This window comes from Pseudoalteromonas sp. JSTW (genome assembly GCF_013423925.1).
In the GTDB taxonomy this organism is placed as follows: Bacteria; Pseudomonadota; Gammaproteobacteria; order Enterobacterales; family Alteromonadaceae; genus Pseudoalteromonas; species Pseudoalteromonas lipolytica.
The window spans coordinates 581411-596161 of the sequence record NZ_CP058972.1 but is presented as its reverse complement, the minus strand read 5'-3'; the positions used below and the strand labels follow the sequence as shown (position 1 = coordinate 596161).

The 14751-nt window shown below is 42.3% G+C and carries 13 protein-coding genes; 9 read left to right on the top strand and 4 right to left on the bottom strand.

The annotated features are described in order from the left end of the window. Window positions 1–78 precede the first annotated feature (78 nt). The 4 genes from rpoH to ftsY all read right to left on the bottom strand — a co-directional run bounded on the left by rpoH (window position 79) and on the right by ftsY (window position 4861). Window positions 79–942: an RNA polymerase sigma factor RpoH gene (gene rpoH / locus GZH31_RS02850; protein WP_036970997.1), complete on the bottom strand. Its 864-nt coding sequence runs from the start codon at window positions 940–942 to the stop codon at window positions 79–81. Window positions 943–1180: 238 nt separating this feature from the next. After that, on the bottom strand, window positions 1181–2167 hold the full coding sequence (gene ftsX / locus GZH31_RS02845; RefSeq protein ID WP_065978123.1) for a permease-like cell division protein FtsX: 987 nt from the start codon (window positions 2165–2167) through the stop codon (window positions 1181–1183). Further along, a complete protein-coding gene (gene ftsE / locus GZH31_RS02840) occupies window positions 2164–2841 on the bottom strand; it encodes a cell division ATP-binding protein FtsE (RefSeq protein WP_075594080.1) in 678 nt (225 codons plus the stop codon). Before ftsE ends, ftsX begins: the two co-directional genes overlap by 4 nt. 55 nt (window positions 2842–2896) lie before the next feature. Further along, entirely contained in the window at window positions 2897–4861 is a 1965-nt protein-coding gene (gene ftsY / locus GZH31_RS02835; RefSeq protein ID WP_180311354.1) for a signal recognition particle-docking protein FtsY, read from the bottom strand. A gap of 211 nt (window positions 4862–5072) precedes the next feature. Here ftsY and rsmD point away from each other — a divergent pair, with 211 nt between their 5' ends. From rsmD to purH, 9 genes are all read left to right on the top strand, one after another. Further along, the gene (gene rsmD / locus GZH31_RS02830; RefSeq protein ID WP_036971010.1) at window positions 5073–5690 is read left to right on the top strand and encodes a 16S rRNA (guanine(966)-N(2))-methyltransferase RsmD; all 618 of its coding nucleotides are present in this window, start codon (window positions 5073–5075) and stop codon (window positions 5688–5690) included. Window positions 5691–5835: 145 nt separating this feature from the next. Beyond that, on the top strand, window positions 5836–6051 hold the full coding sequence (gene rpsU / locus GZH31_RS02825; RefSeq protein ID WP_002957797.1) for a 30S ribosomal protein S21: 216 nt from the start codon (window positions 5836–5838) through the stop codon (window positions 6049–6051). Window positions 6052–6072: 21 nt separating this feature from the next. Beyond that, window positions 6073–6519 carry a GatB/YqeY domain-containing protein gene (locus tag GZH31_RS02820; protein WP_036971016.1) on the top strand — a complete coding sequence of 149 codons (447 nt, stop codon included), beginning with the start codon at window positions 6073–6075 and terminating at the stop codon, window positions 6517–6519. 135 nt (window positions 6520–6654) lie between these two features. Next, window positions 6655–8406 (top strand): DNA primase, encoded by a 1752-nt coding sequence (gene dnaG / locus GZH31_RS02815; RefSeq protein WP_036971774.1) that lies wholly within the window; start codon window positions 6655–6657, stop codon window positions 8404–8406. 123 nt (window positions 8407–8529) lie between these two features. Further along, window positions 8530–10383: an RNA polymerase sigma factor RpoD gene (rpoD, locus tag GZH31_RS02810; protein ID WP_036971019.1), complete on the top strand. Its 1854-nt coding sequence runs from the start codon at window positions 8530–8532 to the stop codon at window positions 10381–10383. Between the two features lie 66 nt (window positions 10384–10449). Continuing rightward, complete coding sequence (gene prmA / locus GZH31_RS02805) at window positions 10450–11331, top strand: 50S ribosomal protein L11 methyltransferase (RefSeq protein ID WP_180311353.1); 882 nt, start codon at window positions 10450–10452, stop codon at window positions 11329–11331. A 260-nt stretch (window positions 11332–11591) separates the two neighbouring features. Further along, entirely contained in the window at window positions 11592–12563 is a 972-nt protein-coding gene (gene dusB / locus GZH31_RS02800) for a tRNA dihydrouridine synthase DusB (RefSeq protein ID WP_036971025.1), read from the top strand. 21 nt (window positions 12564–12584) lie between these two features. Then, entirely contained in the window at window positions 12585–12875 is a 291-nt protein-coding gene (gene fis / locus GZH31_RS02795) for a DNA-binding transcriptional regulator Fis (RefSeq protein ID WP_002957804.1), read from the top strand. 242 nt (window positions 12876–13117) lie between these two features. After that, a complete protein-coding gene (gene purH / locus GZH31_RS02790) occupies window positions 13118–14704 on the top strand; it encodes a bifunctional phosphoribosylaminoimidazolecarboxamide formyltransferase/IMP cyclohydrolase (protein ID WP_036971028.1) in 1587 nt (528 codons plus the stop codon). The last annotated feature ends 47 nt before the right edge of the window (window positions 14705–14751 follow it).

The following is a 14751-nucleotide window of genomic DNA, read 5'->3' as shown; positions in this document are numbered from 1 at the left end:
ACAGAAAACCCCGCATTTGCGAGGCTTTATAGTAGAGATAACTCTGAAGTCCGAGCTCTTAATTAGCTCGTGACTCCATTAGCTCATGGCTGTTTGCAGTTTTTTCATCGCTGTTTTTTCTAGCTGGCGAACACGCTCTGCTGACACGTTATACTTTTCAGCAAGCTCTTGCAGGGTTGCTTTATCATCAGCTAACCAACGAGCACTTACGATATCTTGCGAGCGTTCATCAAGCGTTTTTAATGCACTAAATAAACGTGCATGCGACTGTTCTTGCCATTGCTGCTCTTCAATATCGTCAGCAAGGTCAGCACTGCCATCAGTTAAATATTGTACTGGCGAGTAGGTGCTTGTAGGTGCATCGTCATTGTCGTCACCCGTTAAATCAAAGCCCATATCTTGGCCACTCATACGCGATTCCATCTCACGTACTTCTTTTTCACTAACCCCTAGCTCGTTAGCAACAGTGCTAACCTCGGCTTGGTTAAACCAACCTAAACGTTTTTTGTTTTTACGTAGATTGAAGAATAGTTTACGTTGCGCTTTTGTCGTTGCAACTTTCACGATACGCCAGTTTTTTAGTACGTATTCATGAATCTCCGCTTTAATCCAATGTACAGCGAATGAAACTAAGCGTACGCCGACGCTCGGGTCAAAGCGTTTTACAGCCTTCATTAGACCGATGTTACCTTCCTGAATTAAATCAGCTTGCGGTAAACCATACCCTGAATAGCTTTTTGCAATGTGAGCTACAAAACGAAGGTGCGACATAATGAGTTGCTTCGCAGCATCAAGATCACCTTCTTCCTGAAGACGTGTCGCTAACTGCTTTTCATGCTCGGCATCAAGCATTGGAATCGTACTGACAGCTTGAAGATAGCCGTCCATACTCGCGCTTTGTTGACCTGCAGTAAGTGCCATTGCGTATAAATCTTTACTCATTTTTCACCTCAGTGATAAACATTTGAAACCATCTTAGCACTCTTTAAGCGAGAGTGCTAACTTCAATTAAAAACTTTTTTAACGTTCAAATCAAGTGGTTTTTGTATCTATTTTTAGTCTACGCTAACACGCTGAATATGCGGTGAATTCTAGCTTTAATTGAAAGAGCGATAAATTTATTACTGCTTTTATTTAGTGCTAATAAAGCAGTGTAACAACGAATTGTTACACTTTATTGTTATACTTTATCGGGTTCTATTTCTTTTATATATCTATTTACAGACAAATACGAGCCGACAAAACCAAGCCCCGTTGCAAGTGCAACTAAAATGGCAAATTCAGATAACGTCAAACCGATTAAATTAAAACGGCTTCCATAAACTCCCGCGACTTCGCTCACCGCTGCACCTAGCCACCACATCATCAAAGCAACACAAATAAATGAAAATAGTCCACCGATAATGCCATACCAAATACCCGTCCATAAAAATGGCGCATGTATAAATGCATTTGTTGCCCCCACTAATTTCATAACTTGGATCTCTTCCTTTTTATCCATGATAGATAAACGAATCGTGTTTCCAATGATCAAAGTCACCGAGGTTAATAATAGTAAAGCAATGGTAATGACGCTCTCTTTTAATAAGCTTAACAGTGCGTTTAAGCGCTCAAGCCATGCAATATCCAGTTTACCAAAATCAACTTCACGCTCATCTTCAAGTTTTTTTAGTAACTGTTCAGCAGCATTTGGCTGACGATACCGTGCCGTCGGTGTCACAATAACAACATCGGGCAGTGGATTCGCATCTAAGTATTCTAATGCTTGTCCAAATCCTGACACCTGCTTAAATTCAACAAGCGCATCTGCTTTAGAAATAAACTCAACTTTATCGATTTCAGGGTAAAGCGCTAAACGTTTGACTAATGTTTGTGTTTGTTGCTCTGTCATAGACTCTTTAACAAACAACGAAATTTCAGCGGCATCTTCAAACCCACTGCTTACCTGAGACACATTTTTCACGACTAAATACAAGGTCGCTGGTAACGTTAAGCTTAGCCCTAATACCGCAATAGTCATCAAGGAGGCAAGTGGCGTGCGCCACATTTCACCTAAGCTATGCACACCTTGACGGATTAAGTTAATAAAAAAGAAATACGGCGCCGCTAGAATTGATTTCTGCTGACGATCATTGTGACTGGCTCTACTTTTAAATAATAGGCTCATAGCGCTCCCTCAGCTAATGGATCCTGGATCATACGTCCATCTTTAAGGGTTAGGCTGCGATAGCGCATCCGTGCAATTAAACCAATATCATGGGTGGCAATTAACACCGTCGTACCATGATTATTAAAGTCTTCGAATAAGCGTAAAATATCCATTGAAAGTTCGGGGTCTAAATTACCGGTCGGTTCATCAGCTAACAAAATAGGCGGTGAATTTACGATAGCCCTCGCAATTCCCACACGTTGTTGCTCGCCTCCAGATAAAGTCGCAGGGTTACATTTGGCTTTATCAAGTAAGCCCACTTTATCAAGCGCACCATGCACACGCTTTGCAATTTGTTTATGGTGTGTGCCTTCAATAATCAACGGCAAAGCGACATTATCAAATACCGAATAGCGTTCTAACAAACGATGGTTTTGAAAAATAATCCCTATATCACGGCGTACATAAGGAATTTGACGAGACTTAACAGCATTTAAATCAATATCATTAATTAGTACTTTGCCAGCCGATGGACGTTCCATCAAACTAATCAGCTTTAATAATGTACTTTTACCTGCGCCACTATGCCCAGTTAAAAAAGCCAACTCGCCTGACTTAATATGAAAACTGACTTTTTCCAGCGCACGGTGACCGCCGGGGTATGTTTTACTGACTTGCTGAAAATTTATCATTTTAGTTATCAATCATCTTGCAGCTGAAAAGGGAGCATGCTCCCTTTTTTATGAATTATACGTCGTCCTCATCTTGGCTAAACAACGCATCAATGAAGTCATTACTATTAAAAGTACGCAGGTCGTCGATTCCCTCGCCAACGCCTATGTAACGAATTGGAATATTAAACTTATCTGCCACAGCAAAGATAACCCCCCCTTTTGCTGTCCCATCCAGTTTAGACAAGGTAATACCCGTTAAGCCAACACATTCATTAAATAGTTTTACTTGGCTAATAGCATTCTGCCCCGTGCCCGCATCAATTGTTAGCATGACTTCATGCGGCGCATCTGGGTCGATTTTCTTCATTACACGCGCTATTTTTTCAAGCTCTTGCATGAGGTTATCTTTATTTTGCAAGCGCCCTGCTGTATCCGCGATTAATACGTCTACATTACGAGCTTTCGCCGCTTGAAAGGCATCAAACACAACCGATGCACTGTCTGCACCAGTATGCTGTGCAATAACAGGTATACTGTTACGCTCGCCCCACACTTGTAATTGCTCAACCGCGGCGGCACGGAAAGTATCCCCCGCAGCCAGCATGACTGATTTGCCTTCATTTTGGAATTGCTTAGCAAGCTTACCAATGGTCGTGGTTTTACCCACCCCATTTACACCCACCATTAAAATAACAAACGGTTTTTTATTTTCTGGCACAGTTAATGGCTGCTCAGCTGTCTTTAACATTGCGGCCATTTCTTGCTTCATTAGCTCGTAAAGTGCATCGCCATCTTTAAGTTGTTTTCGATCGGCTGCATCTGTTAGGTTATCAATCAACTTCATGGTTGTATCGACACCTAAATCAGCCGTTAATAGCTGTGTTTCTAACTCTTCGAATAGCTCATCATCAATTTTTTTACCACTAAAAATAGAGGCAAAGCCCGAGCCAATATTAACGCGAGTTTTTAATAAGCCTTTTTTAAGGCGGGCAAAAAAGCCTTCCTTTTTCGGTTTATCAGTAACTTGCTCTGTTTTTTCTTTTTCAATACGAGCTTGTTCTATACGCTCAGCTTCTGCTTTTTCTGCTGCAATACGTTCCTGTTCTACACGTTCAGCTTCAGCTTTTTCTGCTGCAATACGTTCCTGTTCTAAACGTTCAGCTTCAGCTTTTTCGGCTGCAATACGCTCTTGCTCTAAACGTTCAGCTTCAGCTTTTTCTGCTGCAATGCGTGCTTGTTCTACACGTTCAGCTTCAGCTTTTTCGGCTGCAATGCGTGCTTGTTCTACACGTTCAGCTTCAGCTTTTTCGGCTGCAACGCGTTCTTGTTCTACACGTTCAGCTTCAGCCTTTTCTGCTGCAATGCGTTCTTGTTCTACACGTTCGGCTTCAGCTTTCTCGGCTGCAACACGTGCTTGCTCTACACGTTCGGCCTCTGCTTTTTCTGCTGCAACGCGTGCTTGTTCTACACGTTCGGCTTCAGCTTTTTGTGCTGCAATTTGCTCTGCTTCACGCTGCACCTGTTCAGCTGCAATACGCTCTTGCTCTAACTTCATGGCCGCTTCTTGCTCTGCAAGACGCGCTTGTTGCTCTTGACGACGTTGCTCTGCTGCTTGCTGTTCTGCAGCGATACGTTCAGCTTCAGCCTTTTCTGCCGCAGCGCGTTCCTGCTCTATGCGCTCAGCTTGTGCCTGTTCCGCTGCAATACGTTCTTGTTCTAACTTCATGGCCGCTTCTTGCTCTGCAAGACGCGCTTGTTGTTCTTGACGACGTTGCTCTGCTGCTTGCTGTTCTGCTGCGATACGTTCAGCTTCAGCCTTTTCTGCTGCAATGCGTTCTTGTTCTACACGCTCGGCTTCAGCTTTTTCTGCTGCAATACGTTCCTGCTCTAAGCTCGCCGCTTGCGCTTTTTCAGCTTCAATACACTGTTGTTCTTCTAATTGCTTTTGGTTATCAGCCTCATTTGCTGTTTGCTCTGCTTGTTGTTTTTCTGATTTGCCAAAACCAAACCAAGACAAGAATTTACTTTTTTTTGCCATACTTGCTAATAACCACTTATAAAAATCTGATAAACTTACATGAATAATAGTTTGGTGATAGTTCAGCTATGCTCAGCCAAACCGAAACGGGTACCATCTATCGCTAAGGTCGCAATACTACCATTTTTAGCGCAGTAGAAAAATGACACACCAGCTATTGCTTGCAATATTATCTGAGCTGGGGGTCAGTTACCAATAATTAGTGAGTTAAATGAGAAAAAAATCAACAGCTAACCGCCAAGTAAACGCTAGCAATAATAAATCAGCAAATGGCTTTATCCGTATTATTAGCGGACAATTTCGTGGCAGAAAACTTCCTGTTAAAGATGTACAAGGTTTACGTCCAACGACTGATCGCATTAAGGAAACCGTGTTTAACTGGTTAATGCAAGATACGCGTGATGCAGCGGTCCTTGACTGCTTCGCAGGTTCTGGCGGGTTAGGATTCGAAGCGTTGTCACGCTTTGCTAAACGTGCTGTATTTTTTGAGCTTGATAAAAGTGCTGCATCTCAACTTATACAAAATATAAGCACCCTCAAACTTGAAAATGCCACAATTAAACAGGGCGATAGCCTCGCATTATTGGCAAATAATTCGCTAGATGAGCAGTTTGATCTTGTTTTTGTTGATCCGCCATTCCGACAAAATTTAGCTGAAAAAAGTTGTTTATTACTCGAATCAAATCAATGGTTAACTGAGCAAGCGTTGATTTATGTGGAAGTTGAAAGTGAGCTAACCAGCTTCACTCCCCCAGATAACTGGCTGCTTTTAAAGGAGAAATCTGCAGGGCAGGTAATTTGTCGTTTGTATCAACGAGAGCCAAATTAATACTGTTTAGCCGCCTCAGTTTCTGTTAATATTATTCTTTACATGTGGTGTTGCTTCGGATTACAATACCGCACCATTTTTGAACCACTTGATCGTTATTCGATCAACTTGAGCAACGCTCATTATTTAGGTAGGTGAATTTTTAATGCCAGTAATTAAAGTAAGAGAGAACGAACCGTTTGACGTAGCACTTCGTCGCTTCAAGCGTTCATGTGAAAAAGCAGGTATCCTTTCAGAAGTTCGTCGTCGCGAGCACTATGAAAAGCCAACAGCTGAGCGTAAGCGTAAAAAAGCTGCTGCAGTAAAGCGTCACATGAAGAAGCTTTCTCGCGATAACGCACGTCGCGTTAAATTATACTAATCAGTATTTGGTCTTGTATAAATGAGCCTTTTATTAACGCTAAAAGATGCGCAAAAAGATGCGATGAGAGCAAAAGACAAAGACCGTCTTAAGCCAATCCGCATGGTACTTGCTGCAATCAAGCAACGTGAAATTGACGAGCAAATCACGCTAGACGACGACGGAATTACCGCTGTTTTAGTGAAGCTTGTAAAACAACGTCGCGACTCTTACACCCAGTATATTGATGCGGGTCGTGAAGATTTAGCAGAAATTGAAGCCAATGAGATTAAAGCTCTTGAAGAATTCTTACCTCAACAATTGAGTGAAGAAGAAATCATTGCTCTTATTGACTCGGCTATTGCTGATACAAACGCAGCAGGTATGCAAGACATGGGTAAGGTAATGGGAGTAATCAAAAGCAAAGCCGAAGGTCGTGCCGATTTAGGTAAGATTTCTGGCTTAATCAAGCAACGATTAACTGCCTAACCCCCACATACAGACGTATGATTCAAGCAAACCGAGCCTAGTGCTCGGTTTCTTGTTTTTAGTCTTTCATAAAGAGAGTAATTGTGTTCAAATCTCACTTTAGAACGCAAAAATAGCGCAGGAAAAACAACAGCTATGGCCGGAAAAATCCCTCGACAATTTATTGATGATTTGCTCGCACGAACAGATATTGTTGAGCTAATTGATTCAAAAGTTGGCCTAAAAAAAGCCGGGAAAGACTACCAAGCATGTTGCCCTTTTCACAACGAAAAAACCCCGTCATTTACTGTTTCTCAAGATAAACAGTTTTACCACTGCTTTGGTTGCGGAGCGAATGGTAATGCCATTTCGTTTGTCATGGAATACGACAAATTAGAGTTTGTTGATGCTATTGAAGAGCTGGCTAGTATTCTAAATTTAGACGTACCACGTGAGCAAGGCACTAGTTCAGGTCCACAGCGTACCGCTGAGCAAAAACGTTCCGATTACGATTTAATGCTTCATGCCGCCCGTTTTTATCAGCACCAATTAAAACACCATAGCAACTCAAAAGCGGTAATTGATTACATAAAAGGCCGTGGCCTAAGCGGTGAAACCGCTAAAAAGTTCATGATTGGTTATGCGCCAAGTGAATGGGAAGCACTGTGCCAGCAATTAGGCCGAAATAAAGAGCAAAAAGAGCAATTAATTGAGCTAAAACTCGCGTCTGAAAAGTCGCCGGGTCGCCAATTTGACTTTTTTCGTGATCGGCTCATGTTTCCTATTCGTGATAAGCGAGGCCGGGTTATTGCCTTTGGTGGTCGCGTGATGCAAGCCGATCAAGGTCCAAAATACCTTAACTCTCCTGAGACACGTATTTTCCACAAAGGTTTTGAGCTTTATGGTCTATACGAAGCTAAACAAGCACATAAGAAACTTGAACATATTTTAATTGTTGAAGGGTATATGGATGTGGTTGCCTTAGCAGAGCAAGGCATTGAATACGCTGTAGCAGCACTTGGCACAGCAACCACAGCTGAGCACATGCACACCTTGTTTAGAACCACTGATAAAGTGATATGCTGCTATGATGGTGATAGAGCGGGTCGTGATGCAGCATGGCGCGCACTCGAAAATGCCCTGCCTTATTTAGCTGATGGCAAATCACTTCAATTTGTCTTTTTACCTGACGGTGAAGACCCCGACTCATTGGTACAAAAAGAAGGAAAAGAGGCATTCGAAGCACGCCTAGCAGAGGCCGATGATTTCAGCAAAGTGTTGTTCAGCAAGCTAAGCCAAGAGATTGACCTAACGAAAGACGCTGGCAAAGCAAAGTTACTCAGTGATGCCTTACCTTTAATCGAAAAAATACCGAGTGAATTTTACCAAGAAAATATACTGGAACATTTGGGCCGATTAATTGGTCGTACACGAGAGCAATTGAGTAATCGGGTTAAAACCCCGAAGCAGCAACATGCAATTGAGCGTAAATTTAAAATAACGCCGATGCGTCAAGCTATAGGTATTTTATTGCAGCATCCGAATCTAGCAACGAGCATCGCTTACATGCCTGAACTTGCTGAAATGAAAATTGCCGGCATTGAGCTATTTTTACGGATACAGCATTTAGCACGTGAACGACATGGTATTACAACCGCGCAAATCTTAGAATCGTTCCGAGATAGCGCTGAATATGATGCATTAGTGAAATTAGCAACTTGGCAGCATCAAATAAATGACGATCGTTTAGAGACAGTTTTCAAAAATACTTTTAAATTTATTGAAGACCAGTGTTTAAATTATCGACTAGAGACCCTATTAATAAAAGACAAGACCCAAGGCTTAAGCAGCGAAGAACGGCTAGAATGCCACTTACTGACGCAAGCGTTAAAAGGCAGCAACAGCTAGTCAGAATTGAATAAAGCTGTTATACTGTGCTATTCACTGCGTCTAGTTAGTTTTCGTGTCGCTTATTTTTTAAGCGAGCTGGCGCCTGTTGTATCAACTTTCAGAGTGGAAGAAAAAATCTCTATGGATCCAACTCCTCAGTCACAATTAAAGCTTCTGATTCAAAAAGGTAAAGAGCAAGGTTATTTAACTTTTGCAGAAGTTAATGATCACCTTCCACAAGACATTATCGACTCAGATCAGGTAGAAGATATCATTAGCATGATTAATGATATGGGTATCAAGGTAAGTGAAAACGCGCCTGATGCCGATGAATTAATGATGCAAGAAACAACGACAGACGAAGACGCAGCAGAAGCCGCGGCCGCTGCACTTGCGACTGTAGAAAAAGAGATCGGTCGAACGACTGACCCTGTGCGTATGTACATGCGCGAAATGGGTACTGTTGAGCTACTTACACGTGAAGGCGAAATTGTTATCGCCAAGCGTATTGAAGAAGGTATCAACCAAGTTCAGATTTCTGTTGCTGAATACCCTGAAGCAATTACATATCTACTCGAGCAATGGGACAAGTTTGAAGCAGAAGAAATGCGCTTAAGCGACATTATTTCTGGTTTCTTTGATCCTAATAATGAAGACGAATCACAAATTTCTGCGACTCACATCGGTTCAGATCTAAATGAAGAACAGCTCGACGACGAAGACGACGATGACGACGACGACGACGATGATGACAGCGATGATGATGCAGATGGTGACACAGGTCCAGATCCTGAAGAAGCACGTGTCCACTTCGAACATTTGCGTGAGCTTTACAATAAAGCACGCGATACATTCGAAGCAAAAGGCCGCTCACACCCTGATTCACAAGCTGCTATTTTTGAAATCGGTGAACTGTTTAAAACATTTAAACTAGTTCCTAAACAGTTTGATCGCATGGTAAACAACATGCGTGAAATGATGGATCGCGTTCGTGTACAAGAACGTCTTATCATGAAGCAAGCTGTACAAATTGCGAAGCTACCAAAGAAAAACTTTGTGAAGCACTTCGCTAACAACGAAACAGACACTGCTTGGATTGATCTTGAAATTGCTGCAAACGAGAAGTACTCAGTAGCACTTGAAGAAGTAAAACCAGAAATAATTCGTTGTATTAGCAAGTTATCTGCAATTGAAGAAAGCACAGGCTTAAGCATTGAGCGTATTAAAGATATCAACCGTCGTATGAGCATTGGTGAAGCTAAAGCGCGCCGTGCAAAGAAAGAAATGGTTGAAGCCAACTTACGTCTTGTAATTTCAATTGCTAAAAAATACACCAACCGTGGTTTACAATTCTTAGACCTTATCCAAGAGGGTAACATTGGTCTAATGAAAGCGGTTGATAAGTTCGAATATCGCCGTGGTTATAAGTTCTCTACTTATGCAACATGGTGGATCCGTCAAGCAATTACGCGTTCAATTGCTGACCAAGCGCGTACCATCCGTATTCCTGTGCACATGATTGAGACGATCAACAAGTTAAATCGTATCTCTCGTCAAATGTTACAAGAGATGGGCCGTGAGCCGAGCCCAGAAGAGTTAGCTGAGCGCATGTTAATGCCTGAAGATAAAATTCGTAAGGTACTTAAAATCGCTAAAGAGCCAATTTCGATGGAAACTCCTATCGGTGATGATGAAGATTCGCACTTAGGTGACTTCATTGAAGATACAACCATTGATTCGCCAATTGATTCTGCAACAATGGAATCTCTTCGAGGCGCAACCAATGACGTATTAGCAGGTCTAACAGCACGTGAAGCTAAAGTACTGCGTATGCGTTTCGGTATCGACATGAACACCGACCATACTTTAGAAGAAGTAGGTAAACAATTTGACGTAACACGTGAACGTATTCGTCAAATTGAAGCGAAAGCGTTACGTAAATTACGTCACCCTTCTCGCTCAGACTTACTAAAAAGCTTCTTAGATGCTAAATAAATAGCATTATTAATATATTAACTAAAAGGCCGCTGTTGCGGCCTTTTTTCTATTTGAGAGACGACCATGGCTTGGATCCAAATTCGCATAAATGCAAACGCTAATAATGCCGAGATGATCAGCGACTTACTTATGGACACTGGCAGCGCATCGGTTACTTATGTTGATGCGAAAGACACCCCTATTTATGAACCAAAACTTGGTACAGTACAACTGTGGGCTGATACCACGGTGATTGGTTTATACGATGCTAATCATGATATGGACAGCGTCGTAGCCGTACTTAAGGCTGAACCGACGCTCGCTGACAAACTCGTATACAAAATTGAGCAACTTGAAGACAAAGACTGGGAACGTGAGTGGATGGATAACTTCCACCCGATTAAGTTCGGTGAGCGCTTATGGATTTGTCCAAGCTGGCGTGATATTCCAGAACCGGATGCAGTCAATGTATTGCTTGATCCTGGTCTTGCTTTTGGCACGGGCACACATGCAACGACAGCGCTATGCTTAAAGTGGCTAGAAAGCCAAGATTTAACCGGAAAAACGGTCGTCGACTTCGGGTGTGGCTCAGGTATTTTAGGAATTGCAGCGATCAAATTAGGTGCTGAACGTATGATCGGCATCGATATTGATCCTCAAGCAATTGAGGCCAGTCGCGATAATGCTGAGCGCAATGGTGTTGCAGACAAGCTCGAAGTGTATTTACCTGAAGATCAACCTGATTTTAGTGCTGATGTGGTTGTTGCGAATATCTTAGCACAACCTCTCAAAGAGCTTCATGAAGTCATTTTGGGACTATTAAAGCCCAACGGTAAAATTGCTATGTCGGGTATTTTAGAGGAACAAGCACAATCTGTTGCCGATGTTTACGCACCGTTTTTAGCACTTGACGAGATTGCTGTTGAAGGTGAATGGACACGTGTTAGTGGTACCAAAAAGTCATAATACACATCTGAACATTTAATAGGTAAAGCCAGTATTTAACAGGCTTTACCTTATTTTTACACTCTTCAATTTGTTATCTATTTTCACGCGAATTTTTTTCTGGTTAAATAACAAACAAATCAACCCGCTCGTCAAACTGTTATCAAAAGTCAATACAAAATAGGCAAAAAAAAGTCACTTTTGTTCAATTTATAGCCTTTGATTTTTGCAAAAAAAGCCGTAAACTTAGCGCCCCTTGAAAAGAGGCCTATTGAATAACAGTGCGTATCGGTTCATACCAACTTGAGAACAACGTAATTGTCGCGCCAATGGCAGGCATTACAGACAGACCATTTAGACAACTTTGCCGTCGCTTAGGTGCGGGGCTTGCGGTATCTGAAATGCTCTCGTCAAACCCAAAAGTGTGGAAAACCGAAAAGTCGATGAACCGTATGGATCACAGCGGTGAATCGGGTATTCGCTCGGTGCAGATTGCCGGAGCCGATCCTGAGCTTATGGCACAGGCAGCACAATTCAATGTTAGCAACGGTGCACAGATCATAGATATTAATATGGGGTGCCCAGCTAAAAAAGTGAATAAGAAACTCGCAGGCTCAGCCTTATTACAGTTTCCTGAATTAGTGGAAGAGATACTCGATGCAGTTGTTAATGCTGTCGATGTCCCTGTCACCTTAAAAATCCGTACTGGATGGGATCAGGATAACCGTAATGGTGTCGAGATTGCGAAAATAGCTGAACGTTATGGCATTGCTTCTTTGGCTGTACATGGGCGTACGCGCGCATGTATGTACAAAGGTGAAGCAGAGTACGCCACGATTAGGGATATTAAACGTTCAGTGTCGATCCCTGTCGTTGCCAATGGTGATATTACATCACCAGAAAAAGCAAAACAGGTTTTGGATTATACGGGTGCAGATGCCATTATGATTGGTCGAGCCGCCCAAGGTCGCCCTTGGATATTTAGGGAGATAGACCACTATTTGCGAACTGGAGAACATTTGCCAGCACCTGAAATTGCAGAGGTGCGTAGCATTTTGATGGAGCACTTAGCAAACCTTCATCAGTTTTACGGTGAGCCAATGGGAGCGCGTATCGCTCGTAAGCATGTATCTTGGTATTTGCAAACCCATGACAGTGACGGTCAGTTTAGGCGAGTATTTAATGCGTTAGATAACCCACAGGCACAAGTCGACGCATTAGAGCAATACTTTAAAACACTAGCAGCTAACTAAGAAAGAAAGAGACATATAACGATGTTCGAACAAAACGTGACTTCTCCATTTATCACAAACCCTCATGTACAGTCACACGAGAAACCACAGCCGTTGCGTGATGCAGTGAAAAAAGCGGTTCATCACTACTTGAAGCAACTTAATGGTCAAGACGTACAAGACGTATACGACCTTGTTCTTTCTGAGCTAGAAGCACCATTACTTGAAGAAGTAATGACGTACACTCGTGGTAACCAAACTCGTGCAGCAATCTTACTAGGTATCAACCGTGGTACTTTACGTAAGAAGCTTAAAAAATATGGCATGAACTGATACCAGTTGTATTGAAACCGTAATCATTCTAACGCGCTGTCGTTTTAATAGGTTACCAATCCAATACAACGCGAGTATGTGGGTCACTGCATACTCGACAAAAAAGCACCTTAGGGTGCTTTTTTTATAACCGTTAAAAACTATGCAAATTCCTCACGCTTAAAACATCGTTTTCTCAGCAATATTCAGTTAAAATACCGCCTTTCTAAGCTAGCTCAAACATTGAGGTAATCAAAACTACAATGGATACACATCGTCCAATTCGTCGCGCACTATTAAGTGTGTCAGATAAAACCGGTATCGTTGAATTTGCTCGCGCTCTTGAAGCTCAAGGCGTAGATATTTTATCAACAGGCGGTACTTGCAAATTACTTGCTGATAATGGCATTAAAGTCACTGAAGTATCTGACCATACTGGTCACCCTGAGATCATGGATGGTCGCGTAAAAACACTTCATCCAAAAATTCATGGCGGCATTCTTGCGCGTCGCGGCCAAGATGAAGATGTAATGAGCGAGAACAATATCTCTGCTATCGATATCGTTGTAGTTAACTTATACCCCTTCGCAAATACAGTTGCGAAAGAAGACTGCAGCCTTGAAGATGCAATTGAAAACATTGATATCGGCGGTCCAACAATGGTGCGTGCTGCAGCGAAAAACCACAAAGACGTGACTATCGTTGTTAATGCGAAAGACTATGACCGTGTAATCAGCGAAATGCAAAGCAACAATGGCTCAACAACGTATAAAACACGTTTTGACCTAGCGATTGCTGCGTATGAGCACACAGCACAATACGATGGTATGATTGCAAACTACTTCGGCAAAATGGTTCCTGATTATACAGAGGAAGCTGCTGAAGAAACTAAATTCCCTCGTACAATCAACATGCAATTCACTAAAAAGCAAGACATGCGCTACGGTGAAAATTCACACCAAGATGCTGCTTTCTATGTTGAAAATGACGTTGCAGAGGCATCTGTTGCAACTGCAGTACAACTTCAAGGCAAAGCATTATCATTCAATAACATCGCAGATACGGATGCTGCATTAGAGTGTGTTAAAGAATTCGACGTACCCGCCTGTGTTATCGTAAAACATGCGAACCCATGTGGTGTGTCTATCGGTGAAAATATTCTTGAAGCTTACGACCGTGCATTCAAAACTGACCCTACATCAGCATTTGGTGGCATTATTGCTTTTAATAAAGAGCTAGATGCAGACACAGCCGAAGCGATTGTTTCTCGTCAGTTCGTAGAAGTTATCATTGCTCCTAAAGTATCAGAAGCTGCAGCACAGATCGTTTCAGCTAAACAAAACGTACGTTTATTAGAATGCGGTGAATGGTCTGCCAAGACAACAGGTCACGATATCAAACGTGTTAATGGTGGTATCTTAGTTCAAGACCGTGATTTAGGTATGGTAACCGAAGGTGACCTTAAAGTTGTTACTAAGCGTCAGCCTACTGAGCAAGAATTAAAAGACTTATTATTCTGCTGGAAGGTTGCAAAATTCGTTAAGTCAAACGCAATTGTTTACGCTCGTGACGGTATGACTATTGGTGTAGGCGCCGGCCAAATGAGCCGTGTTTACTCAGCGAAAATTGCAGGAATTAAAGCAGCTGATGAAAACCTTGAAGTAAAAGGCTCTGTAATGGCATCTGATGCATTCTTCCCATTCCGTGACGGTATTGATGCAGCTCGCGACGCTGGTATCACAGCGGTTATTCAACCTGGTGGTTCAATGCGCGATGAAGAAGTTATCGCGGCAGCTGATGAAGCGGGTATGGCAATGGTATTTACTGGTATGCGCCATTTCCGCCACTAATTACATAAAGGGTTAAGCAAATTGTTTAACCCTTTTTGTTTGCTACT